Origin of the sequence: Pseudomonas syringae (assembly GCF_023278085.1) — a bacterium.
GTDB classification, from domain to species: domain Bacteria; phylum Pseudomonadota; class Gammaproteobacteria; order Pseudomonadales; family Pseudomonadaceae; genus Aquipseudomonas; species Aquipseudomonas syringae_Q.
In genome coordinates, this window is record NZ_CP066265.1 from 1255096 (window position 1) to 1273538 (window position 18443).

Consider the following 18443-nt stretch of genomic DNA (forward strand, 5'->3'; position numbering starts at 1 on the left):
TGGCGGGTGGAGTTCATAAGTACAACTGACTATCGTGCCAATGCTCCGCGTTGGCATGCCTTTCGTGACGCTCCGCGTCACAAATATGCAGCCCGGCGCGGTATCAAGCGCAAAGGAGTCTCAGGCTTTAGTGCTGCCTGTATCTCAGGTCGGGTCGGGTTGAGTGATGCTCCATGGCTGCAATGTGACGCGGAGCGTCACGAAATGCATTACCACGCGGAGCGTGGTAACGAGAATTATCGGGGTGCCAGCCACGTTTCCGGGCTCATCGAGACGTTTGCATATCGATGAGCCCGGAGCATGGACACCATCAGACGATGATGTCGGCGGCCTGCAGGGTCTGTACGCCGGTCAGCTGGATTTCGAAATCCGCCCCCACGTTGTCGTCGATATTGCCGTACAGCACACCATCGGCGAAGCGCAGCTCACCTGTATTGCCGGTGCTGAAAGCCGCATTGCCGATGAACACGAAGGCGTCCGCGTCATCGGTAGACGGGCGGGCGTCGAAGCCGGAAAAGTCCAGTTTGTCGCCTTCAGTTACCTTGAAACCGTTGATGATGTCGCGCAAGGCGCCGAGGCCCACGTCGCTGGCGCTGCTGAATACGTAATGGTCGGCGCCTGTGCCGCCAATCAGCGTATCGGCGCCGGAACCGCCAATCAGCACATCGTCACCTGCGCCGCCAGACAAGCTGTCATTACCATCGCCACCCACCAGGATGTTGGCGTTCTTGTTGCCGGTCAGCGTGTCGGCGAACTGACTGCCGATCAGGTTTTCCGTGCCCTTGATCGTGTCCAGCCCGGAGCCGCCGGTGGCCTGTTGAGCGCTGGTGTTCAGCGCAACCGTGACACCGGATGTGGCGACCTGGTAAGACACCGTGTCATTGCCATCACGGCCGTCGAGGACATTGTCGCCAGCCCCTGCATACAGCACGTTGTCCAGCGCATTGCCGATTGCGTTAGCGGCGCCGCTGCTGGTGATTACCAGTTTTTCCAGATTGGCGCCCAAGGTGTAACTCGCCAGCGAGCTGTACACCGTATCGATGCCGCCGGTTGCGGCGTCCGTCGCGGTTTCGACCACCCGGTCTGCCACATCATCGACCACGTAGCTGTCCGAGCCATCACCGCCCGTGAGCAAGTCAGCGCCCGCGCCGCCGTTGAGGATATTGTCGGCCGCGTTGCCGGTGATGACGTTTTTCAGCGCGTTGCCGGTGCCGTTGATGGCAGACACGCCCGTCAGCAACAGGTTTTCCACGTTCGCCCCCAGCGTCCAGCTGACGGAAGACACCACGGCATCGATCTGCGACGGTGAGTCGTTGCTCTCGGTGACGGTGTCCAGCGCGTTGTCGACCACATAAATGTCGTTGCCGTCGCCGCCTGTCATGTCATCCGCGCCCTGATCACCATCCAGAATGTCGTTACCGGTTCCGCCAACCAGCGTGTCATCGTCACTGGTGCCGAAAATGTGACCCCCTTCGTTCTGGCCGCCGCTGACAATATCCGCCGGATTGTTGTTGTCGGCGGGATTGCTGCTGTAGCCCAGGTCATTGGCAATGAAATCGGCCAGTCGCTGACCGACTATCTCGGCGGACTCTTCATGCAGGTGCCAGACGTCATCGGGGTAAACCAGCGGGTTGACCTCGTAGCGCAACGGCAGGTCGGTGTAATCCACCGCCAGTTTGACGTCGGCGCGCTCATTGGCGATCGCTTCCTGAGCATTACGCACATAACCCACGCCTTCGACGATGGCGCTGATTTTTTCATCGGTGTAACCGCGGGCCTTGGCTGCGTCAGCCTGGTAATGGCCGGTTTCAACCATATACACCGTGAAGTCGCCGATCTGCGCGTGCAGGTAATCGAATACCTTGAGGGTCGAGGCCTTGTACAGGTCGGCGGCCGCTTGTTTGTCGGTGGCGCGGGCTATTTCCTGAGCGCCTTCTTCGCCCTGGCTCCAGACAATGCCGGTGGTGACGTTGTCGACACCATTGAGCGTCGCCAGTTGTGCCTTGAGCAGTTCGGTGGCGCGCAGCAGTGCCGGCCCCGGCTGATCGGTGTCGGTGAGCCACCAGGAAACACGCTGCTCTTCCTGAGTGCCGGTCGAGTAACCCACCACGGTGCTGCCGCCTACGGCGAGGTCAATGGGGTCGCCATTGGCATCGTTGAACTGGCTGCGCACGTCGTAGTCGGTGTAACGGGTCAGGTCCTTGACCATCTCCGAGGTGCCGGACTGGTTGTCGTCTTCGGTCATGCGCAGCAGTCGCGCATTGGATTGACCCAGCGTCGGCAGGTAGAGAATCTCCTGAGCCTCACGCTGACCAAACACGAAGTCCGCTTCGGTCAACGTGTCGAGCAGATTGCCGCTCAAGGCGATTTCGAAACGATTGCCATCGGCATCGGCGGTGGCGGACTTGATGTAGGTCTTGTCGCCAGCCTCGTTGAGGGTCATGTACAGCGTATGGTTTTCGCCGTTGCCCAGCCCCAGAAAACCCAGCGCAGAGACGTCGATTTTGTCCTGGCCGGGGGTGAAGTCGCAGATCGTGTCGGTGGCTGTCAGGCCGCCAGCTTCATAATTGCGATAGCTGTCGGTGAGCGCGCTGTAGGAGAACGTGTCGGCATCGGCCCCGCCGTACAAGACGTCGCGACCTGCACCGCCGTTGAGGATATCGGCACCGGTGTCGCCCCGCAGCGTGTCGTCGCCACCCAGGCCCAGAAGGGTGTCATCACCCTCGGTGCCATACAGTGCTTCGGCGTTTTGCGTGCCCGACAGCGTGCCTGGCGCGACATTGCCCACGTTGATGGCGAAGCTGTCAGCCACCGATGCACCCGTAGCGTCGCTGGCTGTCAGCAGCACCGAGTAAAGCCCGGATGCCGTGCCGCCTGGTGTGCCGCTGAAGGTCAGGGTCTTGCTGTCGAATTTCAGCCAGTCGGGCAGGGCGCTGTTATCGGCCAGGGTCGCGCTGTAGGTCAGCGACGAGCTGTCCGGGTCGCTGAAACTGCCAGGCTGCACCGCATAGGAGAACGCTTTCTGTTCGGTGATGTTCTGATCCATCAACGGCGTATTGAGTACCGGCGCCTGGTTGGTGGCCGACGCCGTAGAGAAGATGAAACTGGACGCGCTCAGCTTGTCGAGCAGGTTGCCTTCCAGTGCTATCTCGAAGCGATTACCGGTGCTGTCGACGGCGTTGGTCTTGACGTAGGTCTTGCTGCCGTCGGCATTCACCGACAGGTAAATGGTGTTGGCGCTGCCATCGCCCAGCCCGCGCAGGCCGATGCTGGAAAGGTCGATGCGGTCCTCGGCGGCGTTGAAATCCGTAATGGTGTCGCTCTGCTTGGTGCCGCTGGCCGTGTAGTTACGGTAGCTGTCCAGTCGCGAGTTGTAGACAAATACGTCAGCCCCGGCGCCACCGGTCAGCACGTCTGCATCGGCGCCGCCCGTGAGGGTGTCGGCACCCGCGCCGCCGTTGATGCGGTCCACGCCTGCATTGCCGTTGATGATGTCGTTGCCTTCGGTGCCGGTCAGGGTATCGCCGCCTGCGGTGCCTTCCGTGACGCGCTGGAACACGAAGTGGCTGGCATTCAGCGTGTCTTTCAGGTTGCCGCTCAGCCCCAGCTCGAACCGGTTGCCGCTGGCATCCGCATCAAGCGACTTGACGTAGGTGCGGTCGAGGCTGGCGTTGTAGCTGATATTCAGCGTGCCGGCCTTGCCGCTGCCCAGCCCGGTGAAGCCGAGGTTTGAAAGGTCGATGCGGTCCTGGCTGATGTCGAAGTCAGACAGCAGATCGGTAGCGCTGGTGGTGGCCGTGCGATAGCTGTCGGTCAACTGATCGAAACGGAAGGTATCCGCACCTGCGCCGCCGCTGAGTTTGTCGGCACCTGCACCGCCGACCAGAATGTCGTCGCCCGCCCCGCCATTGAGGGTGTCCTTGCCCGCCAGGCCGAAGATCAGCTCGTTGGCTGCGCTGCCGGTGAGGGTGTCGTTAGCCTCGGTGCCTTGCACGGTCACCAGCGGAAACGCATCGCCCGCAAAGCTGCCGTCGCCGTACACCAGGGTCAGGCCTTTGCTGGTGTGGCTGATGGTGTTGCCCACAATACTGTTGCGGTCGGTGCCGTCTTCGTTACGCTCGGCAACGCCATAGGTGGAGTTGTCGCCGCCGGTGATCACGTTGCCGCGAATCAGGTTGTCGCTGCCGTTGAAGAACTTGCCGGAAACGCCCAAGGTGTCATCGTAGGACTGAATGATGATCTCCGGCACCGGCGCGCCGAGGGAGTTGTTGCTCAGCGTGTTATCGAAGACATCCACCCCGGTGCTGCCGTAAATGCGCACGCCAGCGCTGCCATTGTCATGAATGTCCACGCCGCTAAGCGAAACCTGACTGGACAGCTTGATCAGCACGCCTTCGGCTCCGTTGCCGTAGACCGCGCCTCCGGTGATGGTGATGTTGGCGGGCGAGGGGATGTTCTCGCTGCCGCGCTGCACCACAATCCCGGTGCTGCCGTTGCCGTAGGCGACGTTGTTGCTGAGGGTGAAGTCGTGGGTGCTGGTGACCACGTTGAAGCCGTGGCGATCATTGTCATACGCAACGTTGTTTTCAAACACGCTGTCGCTCAGGTAGTCGGCCACGAAGCCGTCCAGGCCATTGCCGTGCGACACGCTGTTCTTGATCACCATGTTGACGGTCTGCTCGTGCGGGTCGAACCCGTACCCCGAGCAATCCTTGATCTCGACGCTGTCGAGGGTGACGTTCGAGTCCTTGCCGTCAGAGCCCGGAATGTAGCCGTTGAACCAGCCGTCCACCTTGCCGGTGGTGGCGTCCCGGTTACCGTCCAGCGTCAGATTCTTCATGCCGAAGTCATGAGTCTCCTCGCCATAGGCCGAGCGCACGATGCCGGTGACCTTGGTGTCCGAGCCGTCTGCGAGCTTGATGATCGTCTCGCCCATGCCCGCGCCCGACAGGGTGACATTGCTCTTGAGCATCAGGCAGCCGTCAGAAGGCTCCTCGCCACCGGACACCACGTATGTTCCGGCCCCCATGACCACTTCCCCGCCGCCTGCCGCAGCTGCTGCGTCGATCGCAGCCTGAATGGCTGCCGTATCGTCAGTGACGCCGTCGCCCAGTGCGCCGAAGTCTTTTGTGTTAAATATCATGGTGTTGCTCCAGGCGACGAGGAATGTGGATGAATTGAGTCAATATTGCAGCGTCCGGATGATAAGACCTTTTGTTGAGGAAAAGTTGCCGATATGGGCTATATTTTCGTCGAAACCGACGACATGTACGTCAATAATGCGGACGTCATAATTGTGGCGGGTGGTGCGCGGTGCGGCGACGGGTTGGCGTCAAAAAGCGGCGGCCTTCGAGTGGACATTGAGTGACACAACCGATAGGGTCGCGCCCTTCAAAAATGGGGGCGGGAATGGGTTATCTACTGTTTGTCACACTGATTCAGGCGTTTTCGTTCAGCCTGATCGGTGTCTATCTGGCCGGGCACGTCGACAGCTACTTTGCGGTACTGGTGCGCGTGGTGCTGGCCGGGCTGGTGTTCATTCCTCTGACGCGCTGGCGTCAGGTTGAACCGCGATTCATGCGCGGCATGCTGCTGATCGGCGCACTGCAATTCGGCGTTACCTACGTCTGCCTGTACCTGAGCTTCAGGGTGCTGACGGTGCCGGAAGTGCTGCTGTTCACTATCCTCACGCCCTTGCACGTAACGCTGATCGAAGATGCGCTGAACCGGCGCTTCAATCCATGGGCGCTGCTGGCAGCTCTGGTCGCGGTACTGGGGGCGGGGGTGATTCGCTACGACGGCCTGGACGGCGATTTTCTCGGTGGTTTCCTGCTGCTGCAACTGGCCAACTTCACCTACGCCGCCGGGCAGGTGCTGTACAAACATCTGGTCGCGCGGCACCCCAGCGATCTGCCGCACTATCGACGTTTCGGCTACTTCTATCTGGGCGCGCTGGCGGTGGTCCTGCCTGCATTCCTGATGTTCGGCAATCCGCAGCACCTGCCCGAAGCGCCGACCCAATGGATCGTGCTGCTGTTCCTCGGCCTGTGTTCGACGGCGCTGGGCATGTATTGGTGGAACAAAGGCGCGTGCATGGTCAACGGCGGAACGCTTGCCGTGATGAACAACCTGCATGTGCCGCTCGGCCTGCTGATCAATCTGCTGATCTGGAACCAGCACGAAGACCTCACCCGCCTGCTGATTGGCGGCGGGGTGATCGTGGCGTCGGTGTGGATCAGTCGTCTGGGTATTCGGAGCAGGCCGGGAGGCATTTCCGGCTCCCGTTGAATCAGACGTGTTGCCCGCCGTTGACGTGAATTTCTGCGCCATTCACGTAGGACGCGCCAGCGGTACACAGAAAGTAGATCAGCGATGCGACTTCCTCGGGCTTGCCTAGCCTGTGCATCGGCACCAGGCGCTCGACAATCTCCGCAGTGCCGGGTGACAGGATCGACGTATCGATCTCGCCCGGCGCAATGGCATTGACCCTTATCCCGTGTGGGCCGAAATCGAAGGCCATCTCCCGCGTCAGCGCTGACAGCGCCGCCTTGGACGTGGCGTAGGCGACCCCCGCAAACGGATGCACCTTGGAGCCGGCAATCGAGGTGACATTGATGATGCTGCCCTTGGCCGATTTCAGCTCGTCAAACAGGCCGCGTGCCAGCAGCGCGGTGGAGAACAGGTTGACGTTGAACACCTTGATCCAGGTGCTGTAATCCGACTCCAGCACGCCCATGCGACCACCTTCCGGCGTCTTCGGCGAAACGCCCGCGTTGTTCACCAACGCATCCAGACGCCCGCCGAGCTTGTCCTTGATGGCCGCCATGCTTGCGCTGACGCTGTCGATGTCTTCCAGATCCAGATGGATATGGTTGAGCAGGCCTTCCGCCCACGGACAGTCATCCACCCAGTTCTGCCTGGACGCAGTGAACACTTCCCAGCCAGCGGCATTGAAATGCTTGACCGTGGCATGACCGATCCCCCGGCTTGCGCCAGTCAGCAACAGCTTTTTCTTGTCGCCCATGAGTGCGTTCCGGTTTTGAGGTTGCAGGCATGATGTTTTTTGCCGGGTTGGGTGTCAATGACGGCGCAGTGATTGTGTTGTGTGGTTTATCGACCGACCGAGGATATTGTGTTTGCCAGCCAATAACCTACCCTCAGCACAATCCCCTTACAGGAGGCAGCATGTTCAACAACGGCATCTGGCTGAACGAACCCCGGCACTGGAGCGTGACGGAAGGGCGTCTGACCGTCACCACAGACCCCGAAACCGATTTCTGGCAGCAAACCCATTATGGATTTTGTCGCGACAGCGGGCATTTTCTGGGTGTTTCGGTGAACGGTGACTTCACCGCGCAAGTGCATGTGCAGGGCGATTTCAAGACGCTTTATGATCAGGCGGGTTTGATGGTCCGGGTCGACGAGCGCAATTGGGTCAAAACCGGCGTTGAAGTCAGCGACGGGGCACTGATGCTGGGCAGCGTTTTAACCTGCGGACAATCGGATTGGGCCACGGGGGCCTTTGATGAATCCGCATCAGGAATCTGGCTGCGAGTCACCGTTGCCAAAGGCGTAATGCGTATTCAGCATTCAAGCGATGGTCTGCGTTGGCCATTGCTGCGGCTGGCGCCATTTCCTGTGAGCCAAGGTTATGCGGTCGGGCCGATGTGTTGCAGCCCGGAACGGGGAGGGCTGGAGGTGGTGTTTTCACATTTCGAAGTGATGCCTGCGCTGGGCAAGGCTCTGCACGACCTGACCTGAAGCACTCTTCAACTGGCCCTTGCCGGCCAGTTGAAAAGCGACACAGCTATTCTGCTTTACTGAACGACGGTGAACGTGCAGCTTTCGGGTGATGTTTTCTCACACACGTTATAGATCAGCCCAAAAGGCCCATCTTCTTTTTTCCAGGCGCTGCCTGCGGTTTTTACGGTGAAATCTTTGCCGTTTTTGGCGATGAAACGCATGTCGAGCGCGTCACGACTACCGATGTTGTAAGTACAGTGTTGCAACATTTGAGGTGCGTCTGCGCCCTCTTGAATAGCGATGGCCAGGTCAAAGGACTGTACTGGCATTTTCTTTGTCACAATGCCTTGCAGCACGCCCGTCCACTCACCGTCATTGCCGCTCGCCCGGTACACACCGGGTGAGACCTGCTCGATCTTCGAGACAGCAGGGCAGTTTTCCACTGTTTGGGACGCTGCCTGGGACGCCATGGAAGCTCCCAGCAGGGAAGTGGTTATTGCGACGCCCATGATTAATCGTTTCATAATATTCCTTTATGTATAGATGAGATGTTTGATAGGTGTACAGGTATGATTTTTTGTTGAGAGTCTATTGTTCTATAGGCGAATTTTTGTTGTGGTGATGGCAGTTGTTTCTAAAGAGTTATTGGTTTTTGAGGCGCTGAAAATATATAACGATTTTGGGATGTGTGGGGGATTTGAAATAAAAGGAATTGATCGTTCTGTCTAGTGTGGGGGAATGGAGAGCTTGCAAGATTATGAAAAATTTAAATGCCGCGGGCTCGCACTAACGGAAGTCGCTTATTGTGTGTATTTATGTCCGCACTGCAGTGATGTAATAAGGATTAATTCGTGCTGATGACCGTCCCTGGCCTCTCCAGTCAGACTGCACGAAAAAGTTATTCAGGTAGACTTTTCATCGATAAAGACCTGTTCTCTCCAAGAATTCTTCCCGCGTCCCGTGCCGGAGGAAGGCCAAACACTCGCGCATAATCCCGGCTGAATTGCGTTGCGCTTTCGTAGCCGACCTCGAAGGCGGCAGCCATCACGCTTCTGGCGTTTGCCACCATCAGGGTTCTGGCCTGCAGCAGGCGAACCCGCTTTTGGTACTGCAAAGGGCTCAGGTTGGTGACCGCCTTGAAGTGGCGGTGAAAGGCCGAGACGCTCATTGATGCCCGTTGCGCCAGGCTCTCGATCCTGATGGGCTCGGCAAAGTCTCGGCGGATCCATTGAATCGCCATGTTGACTCGCGCCATAGCTGTGTCCGGCGCAGCGATCTCTCGTAGCATCCAGCCATGTGGGCCCTGCAGTACCCGGAAGATGATTTCCCGTTCGTAGACCGGGGCCAGCGCTGCAATGGCGTCCGGGTCGCCCATCAGGCGCAGCATGCGCACCCAGGCATCCATCAGATCGCCAGTGACCGACGCCACTGAAAAGCCTGCGTTGTTCTCGGCGCGGCTGACCGGTTTGGGCAGGTCGGCGAACAGCGTGGACAAGACTGTCGGGTCCAGCGTCAGGCTGACAGCCAGATAAGGCGCTCCCGATGCGGCGGCATGCACCGAGCCCACCGCTGGCAGTTCGATGGACATGACGAAATAGGTCGCCGGGTCATACCTAAGGGTCCGGTTACCCACCGTCATGCTTTTGCTGCCTTGCAGGATCACATTGATCATCGGGTCATACACCGCAGCCAGCAGGTGCTCAGGGATCTTGCCCTGAACCATGGCTACACGCGGAATGCCCGTTTCGGTCCGGCGATTTTCAGCCCCGGCCGCGAGCGACCTCAGTTCATTCAGTTGTCTGTCCATGCGTCGCATGCTGAGGGGCGAGTGTCATGCCGCGCAAGCGAAAAGCAGAAACGGGCAGGTTTCGAGCAGGAACAGGTACGACCCGCAATCGTGTGATGCGTACTGTGGGGACACGTTTAAATCACAGAGGGACACGACATGGGCGTCATTGTCATTACCGGCGGCAGCCGCGGAATCGGTGCCAGTGCAGCTGAACAGGCGGCACAACGGGGTATGGGGGTCATCCTCACCTACAACGCCAACCCACAAGCCGCAGCATCGGTCGTGGAGCGAATCAAGCAGGCCGGTGGCAAAGCCGTAGCGCTAAAGCTCGATGTAGCTGACGTGAGCAGTTTCGGGGCTTTTCGGGAGTCCGTGGTCCAGGCCCTCCGCGAAACCTGGGCGGCCACCGAGTTGAGCGGCCTGGTCAACAATGCGGGCTATGGGGTGTTCAACCCCTTGGCGACGGTCAGCGAAGAGCAGTTTGATGGCCTGTTCAATGTGCACCTTAAAGGCCCGTTCTTCCTCACTCAGGCGCTGCTGCCTCTTCTGGCCGAAAACGCCAGCATCGTCAACCTGACCAGTGCCACAACGCGGGTAGCCACTGCGGGCGTTGCGCCCTACGCGGCGTTCAAAGGCGGCCTTGAAGTGTTGACCCGTTACATGGCCAAAGAATTTGGCGAGCGGCGCATACGCGCCAATGCGGTATCCCCCGGCGCGATCCGCACTGAACTGGGCGGTGGGCTTAACGATGAGTTCGAAGCGATGCTGGCCGCTCAGACAGCGCTCGGCAGAGTCGGCGAGCCTGAGGATGTCGGTCGGGTGATCGCCATGCTGCTGTCCGAAGACGGCGCCTGGATCAACGCGCAGACACTCGAAGTCGCAGGCGGCTACAACATCTAGTCAAGCGAGGATTTTGACATGCTGGATCATCTGTTTCTGTCGGTGAGCGATATCGCACGTTCCATCCGTTTCTACGAGGGTGTCCTGGTACCGCTGGGTATCACCGGGCGCCTGGACTACGACGGCAAGGACGGCCCGCCGGGTCATCCTGACCTGAAAGGCTTCGGCGCCAATGGCCGAGTATTTTTCTGGTTGCGTCAGGGGCCAGTCGAAGGCCGCGCCGTACACGTGGGCTTTGTGGCGAACAGCAAGGCTGACGTTGAAGCTGCCTACGCCGCGGCCATCCAGCATGGCGCAGTCGACAACGGTCCGCCCGGCGCGCGGTTGCACTACGATCCCGAGTACTACGCCGCCAATGTGCTGGACCCTGATGGGTACAGTCTGGAGTTTGTTTACAAAAACTGGCAGCACGTCCAATGAGCACACTTCTGATCTACGGCGCCACAGGCTATACCGGTCGTATGGCCGCCGAACGGGCGAAAGCGTCAGGTTTGCGATTCGAAATCGCCGGGCGCAATTCGCAGCGACTTGCAGAACTGGCCACCCATCTGGATGTGCCTTTCCGCGTGTTTGATGCCGGCCCGGATGCTGAAAACTTTCTGTCTGGCATCTCGGTGTTGTTGAACGTTGCAGGGCCTTTTGCGCACACAGCGCAAGCGTTGATGCGCGCTTGCATCAAGACTGGGGTGGACTATCTGGACATCACTGCCGAGATCAATGTTTATCGGCTGGCAGAGCGACTGGGCGTCGAGGCCGATGCGGCAAAGGTCATGCTGTTGCCTGGTGTCGGATGGGACGTCGTACCCACAGACTCGCTGGCGGTACAGGTCGCTCAGCGTGTCGACAAGCCGCAGGCGCTGAGCATTGCACTTCAGGTACCAGGATCGATGTCTCGCGGATCAGCCATGAGCGTCAGCGAAATCATCGGTGCCGGCGTGCTCGCCAGGGTCGATGGCGAACTCGTTGCAACGCCCGATGCCCCGCCGCGGTATTTTGATTTTGGAGAAGGCCCGGTCCTTTGCTTACCGCTGTCCTTCGGCGATCTGGTCACGGGATGGCATTCGACCGGCATTCCCGACATCACGATGTTTGTGCACCTTTCGGGCGAAGCGTTTCCAGAGGGCGACCTTTCGCTACTGCCTGATGGCCCTGCTGCAGAAGAAAGGGATGCCTGTCGAGCACGTGCGGTCGTTGAAATTACCGCGGCAGATGGCTCGATTGCCCGGTCCGTGATCGAGACCGTCAATGGTTATTCCTACACGCCACTGGCGGCTGTGGAAGCTGCGCGCCGGGTGTTGAGCGGGGAGCGCCGGTCAGGTTTCGCGACCCCGGCGCAGGTTTTCGGCGGCGGATTTGCCGAAAGCATCGCGGGGACGGTAATCACTGACTTTTAGAATTGCTGGTGATTGCTCATGAAACCGCTTTCAGTTCGTTGCAACTGTCTTTCGTGACGATGACGGACCTGAATCTCGCTGCATCCCGTGCCGGCGGGAGGCCGAACAGCCGGGCGTATTCTCGGCTGAATTGCGACGCGCTTTCATAGCCCACATGATAGGCAACGGACGTTGCATCCAGTGTATCGAACAGTAGCAACCAGCGAGCCCTCAACAAGCGAAGGCGCTTCTGATACTGGATCGGCGTCATGGCCGTGACTGATTTGAAATGCCGATAAAAGGCAGCAACGCTCATGCCTGACATGACTGCGAGCGGCTCGACGCGAAAAGGCTCGGTATAGTGCTCGCGAATCCACTGGGTCACACGGCGGATCTGTTTCATTCGACCATCCGGCCGTGCAACGTCGCGGAGAATACCGCCCAAAGGCCCCTGCAACGCGCGGAACATGATCTCGCGCTCGAGCATCGGGGCCAGCACCGCAATTTCGAACGGACGATCCACAAGTCGCATCATGCGCACCCATGCATCAAGCATTTCATCTGACGCCAGCACACCTTGAAAGCACGCGTTCTGAGGTGCGCTTGGCGTCTTGCCCTCGTCGATCAGCAGCGTGGCAATCACCCCTGGGTCCAGCGTCAGGCTGACGGCGAGATAGGGGTGATCTGCTGTGTCGTTATGAATCTGGCCCGTCGCGGGTACATCCACAGGCACCAGGAAGTAACTGCCAGCAGTGTAACGGGTAGCCTCTTCTCCTACCGACAACGTTTTTGTGCCCTGGAGGACCAGATGCAACATCGGCTGATACACCTGATCCGCACAGGCCTCGGCGCGAACCATTGCTACACGGGGGATGCCGGTGTCCGTCCACTTGTCTTGCGCGCGCATGACGATGCGGCGCAGTTCTGCCATTGGTTCTTCCATGTGTTCCACCGTGGACCCTATTCCCGTTCATGGCAAGCCAGTTGAGAAGAACGGGCAAGGATGCGCGAGTAACCGGCATACGCAGACCCGTTCGTTAGTCGAATACTGGCTGTACGCGGTGCGTTGCATTCACGTTATTCATGACCTGACAGCAACGAACCCTTAAGCCAGTCAACTTCAAACAGGGCCACTTCATGAAACTCGACGGAAAAATTGCGGTTGTCACGGGGGCGTCGAAAGGCATAGGCGCCGGGATCGCCAAGGCGCTTGCTGCGCAGGGCGCTATCGTCATTATCAACTACGCCTCCAGCAAGCCTGACGCTGATGCAGTGGTTGCTCTTATCACCGCGCAGGGCGGCTCAGCGTTAGCGGTACACGCTGACATGAGTCAGGTAGCCGATGTTGTGCGTCTGTTTGAAACGGTCCGAGAGAAGTACGGGGCTCTGGATGTTCTGGTCAATAACGCTGGCGTTGCAGTGTTCCAGATGATCGATGACCTGACCGAAGAAGCCTTTCATAAGCAGTTCAATCTGAATGTCCTCGGCTACCTGCTCGCGGTACGGGAGGCCGTCAAACTGATGGGCCCCGAAGGAAGCATCATTAATATCAGCTCAATCCTCAGCACCGATCCCTACCTGGCGTCGAGTGTGTACTCGGCAACCAAGGGGGCCGTCGACACCTTGAGTTTTGCACTGGCAAGGGAGTTGGGGCCGCGAGGTATCCGTGTCAACTCGATCCTGCCTGGGCACACCAATACGCCTGCAACCGATGGGCACTTTACAGGCGAGCTGGGTGAAAAAATTCTGGCGGGAACGCCATTGGGTCGCTTCGGAGAGCCAGAGGACATAGCGCCTCTCGCCGTGTTTTTAGCGTCCGATGATTCGCATTGGGTAACAGGCGAATCCATCCGCGCTTCTGGCGGTGTTCGCGGCGTCGGTTATTGAGATGTCTGGCTAAAAGCGAAGGCGCACGGCAACGTGCGCTGCCGACGGTGTTATTGCCCACGTTTGACACGGCATGAAGTGAGATTACCTGTGCGCCTGGAGCTAAAAAGCCTCCACCGCTCGTTCGTCAAATGCCGCACGTGCGGCATGCACTGCGCCTGAATGATGGATCGTCCAGAAAAACAAGGCTTTGAACGGCTCCTCCAGGGTCATGCCCAACGGCGTGACGCTGTATTCCACTGCCACCTGAGACGACGGAATAACGCGACGGGTCAGAACGCCGTTGCGTTCGAGCCTTCTCAAGGCTTGAGTGAGCGCCTTTTGAGTTATGCCCTCCAGGCAGCGCTTGAGTTCGTTGAATCGCAATGGTTTTTTGCACAAGGCGGCAAGAATCAATATTGACCATTTATCCGCGATTTGATCCAGCATCAATCGGCTTGAAGGATCAGCCATGTAGGCTCCCAGATCCAGCTCATTTCTCTGCATCTGTTCATCAGTTGTCAGCACGAGGTCTCCTTTTATATACCTGATAGCTTGTAAGTGCGTAATTGATATTAGGTATACATCTTATACCATGGGGACTCATTAGCGCGTTGCCTCATCGCTCGTTAAAGGTCCCTTCCAGTTGGTTTCAATAAGGTGTATGCGCATGGAATTCAAAGATAAAGTTGTTCTGGTCACCGGCGGGTCATCGGGCCTGGGACTTGCTATTGCTCAGGAGTTTGTCACGCAGGGTGCCCGAGTAGTCATAACCGGGCGTCGGCAGGAGCAACTGAACCAGGCGTTGATCCATCTGGGCGATGACGCTGACGCGTTTGCCGCCGATGTATCTCGTCCATCTGAGCTGGAGCGTCTTTTCAGTCATGTCGGCGCACGGTACGGCCGTCTTGACGTAGTAGTGGCAAATGCCGGAATGGGCGAAATCGCTCCACTTGGCTCGATAACTGAAGCAGGGTTTGACCGGGTATTTGAAACAAATGTCAAAGGAGTCACCTTCACTGTTCAGGGTGCCCTGCCTCTGCTGACCAAAGGCGCCAGCATCGTCATTATCGGCTCTACCGCTTCGATCAATCCCGGGCCAGGGCTTGGCCTTTATGGCGCAACCAAGGCTGCCTTGCGTGCATTGATCAGAAGCTGGATTCTGGACATCAAAGGCTCTGGCGTGCGAATCAACCTCCTCAGTCCTGGCCCGGTGGATACCCAATCGTTACGCAATATGGCAGGTGATCATGCGCAGCAGTTGATCCAGTCGCTCAGTGAAAAAAGCACACTGGGGCGCATAGGCGAGGCTCGGGAAATAGGTAAAGCGGTTGCGTTTCTGGCCAGCGATGCTTCGAGCTACATCAACGGTATTGAGCTGTTTGCCGATGGAGGAGCTTCTCAGGTCTGAATCGCTTGCCAAATCAAGCGGCCGGACTTCGTTCAGGCCGTTCTTCGCCACTTCCGGGAACGACTATGTCTCATTCGCCATCGGCGCAAGCGCCATCCCTATCCAGGCAGGACACCCGCCGTGTTCTTGCGTTGGCTGTCATCCTCAGCGCCCAACTCATGTTGCAGATGGACTTTTTGATCGTGATGGTCGCTTTGCCCCAAATTCAGGCTGATCTGGGATTCTCCCCGGCAGCCTTGTCCTGGGTACCGAAGGCATTCGCCCTGGCACTTGGCGGTCTGCTTTTGCTGGGTGGCCGATTGGGGGATGTGTATGGGCGTGTCAGAGCGTTCAAAGCAGGCCTTGCCATTTTTGTGCTGGCTTCGCTCATGGGGGGGCTCGCGAGCAGCCCGTTGTTACTGATTGCCGCGAGAATTTTCCAAGGTGTCGGGGCTGCCATAGCGGCCCCCAGTGTGCTGGCATTAGTCATGAACATTGCGCGCAACGAGGCCGAGCGTAATCGGGGGCTTGCACTGTTCATCACGGTGTCTTCGGTAGGTGCTTCTGCCGGATTGATTCTAGGCGGTGCGCTCACCGAGTATTTCTCCTGGCGCTGGTCGCTGCTCATCAATGTGCCAGTCGGAATTTTCATTCTTCTCATGATTGGCAAAGTCGTTGAAGAAACAGTACGCCAGCCCGCGAAATTCGACATGAGTGGCGCACTGACCGCTACAGCCGGGTCGATTGCGCTGGTGTTCGGGTTCATTAATGCCGCAGAGCACGGTTGGGCACATATCGGAACCCTGCCTTCTTTTGTCGCTGCGGTTGTGCTGCTGACAGCATTCTGGATCATTGAAGGTCATGCCCGGCAGCCACTGCTGAACCTGAACCTCTTGAGGAGCCGATCCCGCGTTGTGGCTCTGGCCGTAATGGCGATCATCGTCGGCATGCATTTTTCGATGCTGTTTCTGGTCGTCCAGTATTTTCAGAAAGTGCTCGGCTTCGGGCCTTTGGCAGCCGGCCTGGCCTATCTACCGGTCACCTGTACCGTGTTTGCCGTAACCCATTTCATGCCGGGTTTAATCGGGCGTTTTGGTGCCAGCAGACTTCAATTGAGCGGATGCATACTCGTTGCCATCAGTTTCGCCGGATTCGCCATTATCGACATCGACGGCAGCTATGCGGGTTCAGTATTAGGCCCAATGCTGGTGCACAGCCTCGGTATTGCGTTGGTATTTACGCCCGGCACAGTCCTTACACTGGATGGCGTGGCAGCTGAACAATCGGGTACGGCGTCAGGCCTGTTACAGATGGATCAGCAAATAGGTGGGGCTTTAGGCATTGCTGTGGTCACATCAGTGTTCGCTTTTACGTCTATACAGGGAGACTTCGTCTCTGGATTGCCGATGGCATTCGGTGTAGCCGGGGCGTTGTCTGCTATGGCGGCACTCCTGACATGCGTCGGAATGTATAAAACACGTGCCGTCCTGGCCGATCAGACTTGATGCGAGCCAGATTGCGCACCGCAGCCTCGGAGTCGTAATAAACACTGAAGGCCGCCGTGACTGCGACGCTGGCGCTTGATCCGGCAAGGATGACGCAGCGCACCTGTATCAACCCGCAGGACAGGCAATGGCGCCTTTACGCCTGGCGACATGAGACACCGTGAGCCAGCCAGACGCGATTGCCAGCGCCAGTGCGCACGTCGACAGAATGCCGCCCACCCAATTGGGTGCTGCATAACCGAACCCCGCGGCTATCACCCAGCCACCGAGCCAAGCGCCGATTGCGTTGCCCAGGTTGAACAGGCCTATATTGACGGAGGCGGCAAGATTGGGTGCCCCGGCCGCACGAGCCTTGTCCATCACCAGCCGCTGAATGGGCGACACGCTGGCAAAACCGAAGCCAGCCATCAGCAATACACAAAAGGCTGACGCCACACGACTTTCTACCACAAAGAAAAATGCGAACAGTACCAGCGCCTGTCCTGCCAGGGTCGCGTACAACAGCGGCATCAACGCGCGGTCCGCCAGCTTGCCACCCAGCAGGTTGCCGATGAACAGCCCCAGGCCGAACAGAAAAAGTATGCCCGTCACGCCGTTGTCCGAGTACCCCGTCAACTCCGTCATCATGGGCGAGATGTAAGTGATAGAGGTAAAGAACGCGGCGGGCCCCAGCACCGTAATGCCCATGGCAAGCAAGACGTGCACATCGACAAATGCTGACAACTCGCGGCGCAAACTGGGAACCTGATGCTGCTTGCCCTTGGGCACCAGCAACGCAACAGCCAGCATCGCCACCACACCGATCACCGTGATCGCCATGAAGGTCGTCCGCCAGGACACCATCTGTCCCAGCCAGGTGCCAGCCGGTGTGCCGATCAGGTTGGCCAGGGTCAGGCCGCTGAACATGAAGGCGATAGCACTGGTGCGGCGGTTGGGTGCTACAAGCTCTGATGCCAGGATCGACCCGATGCCGATGAACGCGCCGTGTGTCAGCGATGTGAGGACCCGACCGGTCAAGGTCCAGGCAAAGGTCGGCGAAAGTGCCGTCAACAGGTTGCCGGCAATGAAGAATCCCATCAGCGATACCAGCATGGCTTTCTGCGGCACGCGGGCGCCGAGGATGATGAGCAAGGGCGCGCCGACAAACACCCCTAAGGCATAGCTCGTCGCCATGTAGCCTGCATCGGAAAAGGAAATGTCGAACTCGGCCGCAATCCCCGGCAACAGGCCGGCGATGACGAACTCAGTGGTGCCGATGCCGAACGTGGCAATGGCGAGCGCCCAAATGGCAGCTGGCATGAACAGTCCCTCTCGATTGAAGTGCGTGGTCGATGGGGAATACTAGAGGCCTAGAGCTTTTTTGGAAATTAGGTACTATCTGGGGACATAGATACCTTTTGGTAACCATAAGATGGCTAAAAGCGAAGATACTCAGTTGGTGTTCGACGCCGCGTGCGCCCCCCGCAGAGTCATGGGGTTGTTCACCGTGAAGTGGGTCAGCCTGGTGCTGCACGCGCTGGATCGATGGCCGGGCGGGCGCTGTCGCACCGGGCAGTTGCAGCGAGCCCTGCCTGGCATTTCCAAGAAAATGCTGGTGCAGACGCTGCGTGATGTGGAAGCCCGCGGGCTGGTCGCACGCCACGTACACAGCGTTGTGCCGCCCAAGGTGGAATATGAACTGACGCCGCTGGGCAAGACGTTCGCCCAGGCAGTCGAGATGCTTTACCGCTGGGGAGAAGAGCACCAGCAGGCGCTGGACGAACTGGAAGCGAACATGGCTGGCGGCCATGAAGTGTCCGAATCGCCCAGCTTCAAGTTTGCGTTGAAAGAGGATTGAACGTGGTGGCGGTCACGTTCGATCCAGCCCTGCCGGTTCG

General features: G+C 58.6%; 16 protein-coding genes. 9 read left to right on the top strand and 7 right to left on the bottom strand.

What is annotated here, in order from left to right:
* Nucleotides 1-310 precede the first annotated feature (310 nt).
* Entirely contained in the window at nucleotides 311-5143 is a 4833-nt protein-coding gene (locus tag I9H07_RS05640; RefSeq protein WP_236424895.1) for a M10 family metallopeptidase C-terminal domain-containing protein, read from the bottom strand.
* 266 nt (nucleotides 5144-5409) lie between these two features.
* Between I9H07_RS05640 and I9H07_RS05655 the strand changes: the two genes are divergently transcribed.
* Complete coding sequence (locus I9H07_RS05655) at nucleotides 5410-6288, top strand: carboxylate/amino acid/amine transporter (RefSeq protein ID WP_236424893.1); 879 nt, start codon at nucleotides 5410-5412, stop codon at nucleotides 6286-6288.
* Nucleotide 6289: 1 nt separating this feature from the next.
* Here the strand turns inward: I9H07_RS05655 and I9H07_RS05660 are convergent, their stop codons facing one another.
* Nucleotides 6290-7024, bottom strand: a complete 735-nt coding sequence (locus I9H07_RS05660) for an SDR family NAD(P)-dependent oxidoreductase (protein WP_024675217.1) — start codon at nucleotides 7022-7024, stop codon at nucleotides 6290-6292.
* Nucleotides 7025-7185: 161 nt separating this feature from the next.
* Between I9H07_RS05660 and I9H07_RS05665 the strand changes: the two genes are divergently transcribed.
* Complete coding sequence (locus tag I9H07_RS05665) at nucleotides 7186-7761, top strand: DUF1349 domain-containing protein (RefSeq protein ID WP_236424906.1); 576 nt, start codon at nucleotides 7186-7188, stop codon at nucleotides 7759-7761.
* Between the two features lie 56 nt (nucleotides 7762-7817).
* Here the strand turns inward: I9H07_RS05665 and I9H07_RS05670 are convergent, their stop codons facing one another.
* Nucleotides 7818-8267, bottom strand: a complete 450-nt coding sequence (locus tag I9H07_RS05670; protein WP_024675219.1) for a DUF3757 domain-containing protein — start codon at nucleotides 8265-8267, stop codon at nucleotides 7818-7820.
* Nucleotides 8268-8641: 374 nt separating this feature from the next.
* A complete protein-coding gene (locus I9H07_RS05675) occupies nucleotides 8642-9550 on the bottom strand; it encodes an AraC family transcriptional regulator (protein WP_024675220.1) in 909 nt (302 codons plus the stop codon).
* Nucleotides 9551-9688: 138 nt separating this feature from the next.
* Here I9H07_RS05675 and I9H07_RS05680 point away from each other — a divergent pair, with 138 nt between their 5' ends.
* Genes I9H07_RS05680 through I9H07_RS05690 form a run of 3 tightly spaced genes read left to right on the top strand, consistent with a single transcriptional unit; the run spans nucleotide 9689 to nucleotide 11826 of the window.
* Complete coding sequence (locus tag I9H07_RS05680; RefSeq protein ID WP_024675221.1) at nucleotides 9689-10432, top strand: SDR family NAD(P)-dependent oxidoreductase; 744 nt, start codon at nucleotides 9689-9691, stop codon at nucleotides 10430-10432.
* Nucleotides 10433-10450: 18 nt separating this feature from the next.
* Complete coding sequence (locus I9H07_RS05685; RefSeq protein ID WP_024675222.1) at nucleotides 10451-10852, top strand: VOC family protein; 402 nt, start codon at nucleotides 10451-10453, stop codon at nucleotides 10850-10852.
* Nucleotides 10849-11826: a saccharopine dehydrogenase family protein gene (locus tag I9H07_RS05690; protein WP_024675223.1), complete on the top strand. Its 978-nt coding sequence runs from the start codon at nucleotides 10849-10851 to the stop codon at nucleotides 11824-11826. The genes I9H07_RS05685 and I9H07_RS05690 overlap by 4 nt, the downstream gene beginning before the upstream one ends.
* 16 nt (nucleotides 11827-11842) lie before the next feature.
* Here the strand turns inward: I9H07_RS05690 and I9H07_RS05695 are convergent, their stop codons facing one another.
* Nucleotides 11843-12748, bottom strand: a complete 906-nt coding sequence (locus I9H07_RS05695; RefSeq protein WP_024675224.1) for an AraC family transcriptional regulator — start codon at nucleotides 12746-12748, stop codon at nucleotides 11843-11845.
* A gap of 194 nt (nucleotides 12749-12942) precedes the next feature.
* Here I9H07_RS05695 and I9H07_RS05700 point away from each other — a divergent pair, with 194 nt between their 5' ends.
* Nucleotides 12943-13692: a glucose 1-dehydrogenase gene (locus I9H07_RS05700; RefSeq protein ID WP_236424891.1), complete on the top strand. Its 750-nt coding sequence runs from the start codon at nucleotides 12943-12945 to the stop codon at nucleotides 13690-13692.
* Between the two features lie 102 nt (nucleotides 13693-13794).
* Here I9H07_RS05700 and I9H07_RS05705 read toward each other — a convergent pair whose 3' ends face one another.
* Nucleotides 13795-14178 carry a winged helix-turn-helix transcriptional regulator gene (locus tag I9H07_RS05705; RefSeq protein WP_032606606.1) on the bottom strand — a complete coding sequence of 128 codons (384 nt, stop codon included), beginning with the start codon at nucleotides 14176-14178 and terminating at the stop codon, nucleotides 13795-13797.
* A 163-nt stretch (nucleotides 14179-14341) separates the two neighbouring features.
* Here I9H07_RS05705 and I9H07_RS05710 point away from each other — a divergent pair, with 163 nt between their 5' ends.
* Both I9H07_RS05710 and I9H07_RS05715 read left to right on the top strand, forming a co-directional pair.
* Entirely contained in the window at nucleotides 14342-15082 is a 741-nt protein-coding gene (locus I9H07_RS05710; RefSeq protein ID WP_236424904.1) for an SDR family NAD(P)-dependent oxidoreductase, read from the top strand.
* 65 nt (nucleotides 15083-15147) lie between these two features.
* Nucleotides 15148-16566, top strand: a complete 1419-nt coding sequence (locus I9H07_RS05715; protein WP_236424889.1) for an MFS transporter — start codon at nucleotides 15148-15150, stop codon at nucleotides 16564-16566.
* 108 nt (nucleotides 16567-16674) lie between these two features.
* Here the strand turns inward: I9H07_RS05715 and I9H07_RS05720 are convergent, their stop codons facing one another.
* Entirely contained in the window at nucleotides 16675-17865 is a 1191-nt protein-coding gene (locus I9H07_RS05720; RefSeq protein WP_236424888.1) for an MFS transporter, read from the bottom strand.
* A gap of 112 nt (nucleotides 17866-17977) precedes the next feature.
* On the opposite strand from I9H07_RS05720, the gene I9H07_RS05725 reads away from it, so the two are divergent.
* Complete coding sequence (locus I9H07_RS05725) at nucleotides 17978-18403, top strand: winged helix-turn-helix transcriptional regulator (RefSeq protein ID WP_024675230.1); 426 nt, start codon at nucleotides 17978-17980, stop codon at nucleotides 18401-18403.
* The last annotated feature ends 40 nt before the right edge of the window (nucleotides 18404-18443 follow it).

Excerpts from the sequence above, each read along its gene's own strand:
- I9H07_RS05640 (WP_236424895.1), bottom strand. The coding sequence starts at position 5,143 with ATGATATTTAACACAAAAGACTTCGGCGCACTGGGCGACGGCGTCACT.
- I9H07_RS05680 (WP_024675221.1), top strand. The coding sequence starts at position 9,689 with ATGGGCGTCATTGTCATTACCGGCGGCAGCCGCGGAATCGGTGCCAGT.
- I9H07_RS05700 (WP_236424891.1), top strand. The coding sequence starts at position 12,943 with ATGAAACTCGACGGAAAAATTGCGGTTGTCACGGGGGCGTCGAAAGGC.
- I9H07_RS05685 (WP_024675222.1), top strand. The coding sequence starts at position 10,451 with ATGCTGGATCATCTGTTTCTGTCGGTGAGCGATATCGCACGTTCCATC.
- I9H07_RS05675 (WP_024675220.1), bottom strand. The coding sequence starts at position 9,550 with ATGGACAGACAACTGAATGAACTGAGGTCGCTCGCGGCCGGGGCTGAA.
- I9H07_RS05720 (WP_236424888.1), bottom strand. The coding sequence starts at position 17,865 with ATGCCAGCTGCCATTTGGGCGCTCGCCATTGCCACGTTCGGCATCGGC.
- I9H07_RS05655 (WP_236424893.1), top strand. The coding sequence starts at position 5,410 with ATGGGTTATCTACTGTTTGTCACACTGATTCAGGCGTTTTCGTTCAGC.
- I9H07_RS05660 (WP_024675217.1), bottom strand. The coding sequence starts at position 7,024 with ATGGGCGACAAGAAAAAGCTGTTGCTGACTGGCGCAAGCCGGGGGATC.
- I9H07_RS05695 (WP_024675224.1), bottom strand. The coding sequence starts at position 12,748 with ATGGAAGAACCAATGGCAGAACTGCGCCGCATCGTCATGCGCGCGCAA.
- I9H07_RS05690 (WP_024675223.1), top strand. The coding sequence starts at position 10,849 with ATGAGCACACTTCTGATCTACGGCGCCACAGGCTATACCGGTCGTATG.
- I9H07_RS05710 (WP_236424904.1), top strand. The coding sequence starts at position 14,342 with ATGGAATTCAAAGATAAAGTTGTTCTGGTCACCGGCGGGTCATCGGGC.
- I9H07_RS05670 (WP_024675219.1), bottom strand. The coding sequence starts at position 8,267 with ATGAAACGATTAATCATGGGCGTCGCAATAACCACTTCCCTGCTGGGA.
- I9H07_RS05705 (WP_032606606.1), bottom strand. The coding sequence starts at position 14,178 with ATGCAGAGAAATGAGCTGGATCTGGGAGCCTACATGGCTGATCCTTCA.
- I9H07_RS05665 (WP_236424906.1), top strand. The coding sequence starts at position 7,186 with ATGTTCAACAACGGCATCTGGCTGAACGAACCCCGGCACTGGAGCGTG.
- I9H07_RS05725 (WP_024675230.1), top strand. The coding sequence starts at position 17,978 with ATGGCTAAAAGCGAAGATACTCAGTTGGTGTTCGACGCCGCGTGCGCC.
- I9H07_RS05715 (WP_236424889.1), top strand. The coding sequence starts at position 15,148 with ATGTCTCATTCGCCATCGGCGCAAGCGCCATCCCTATCCAGGCAGGAC.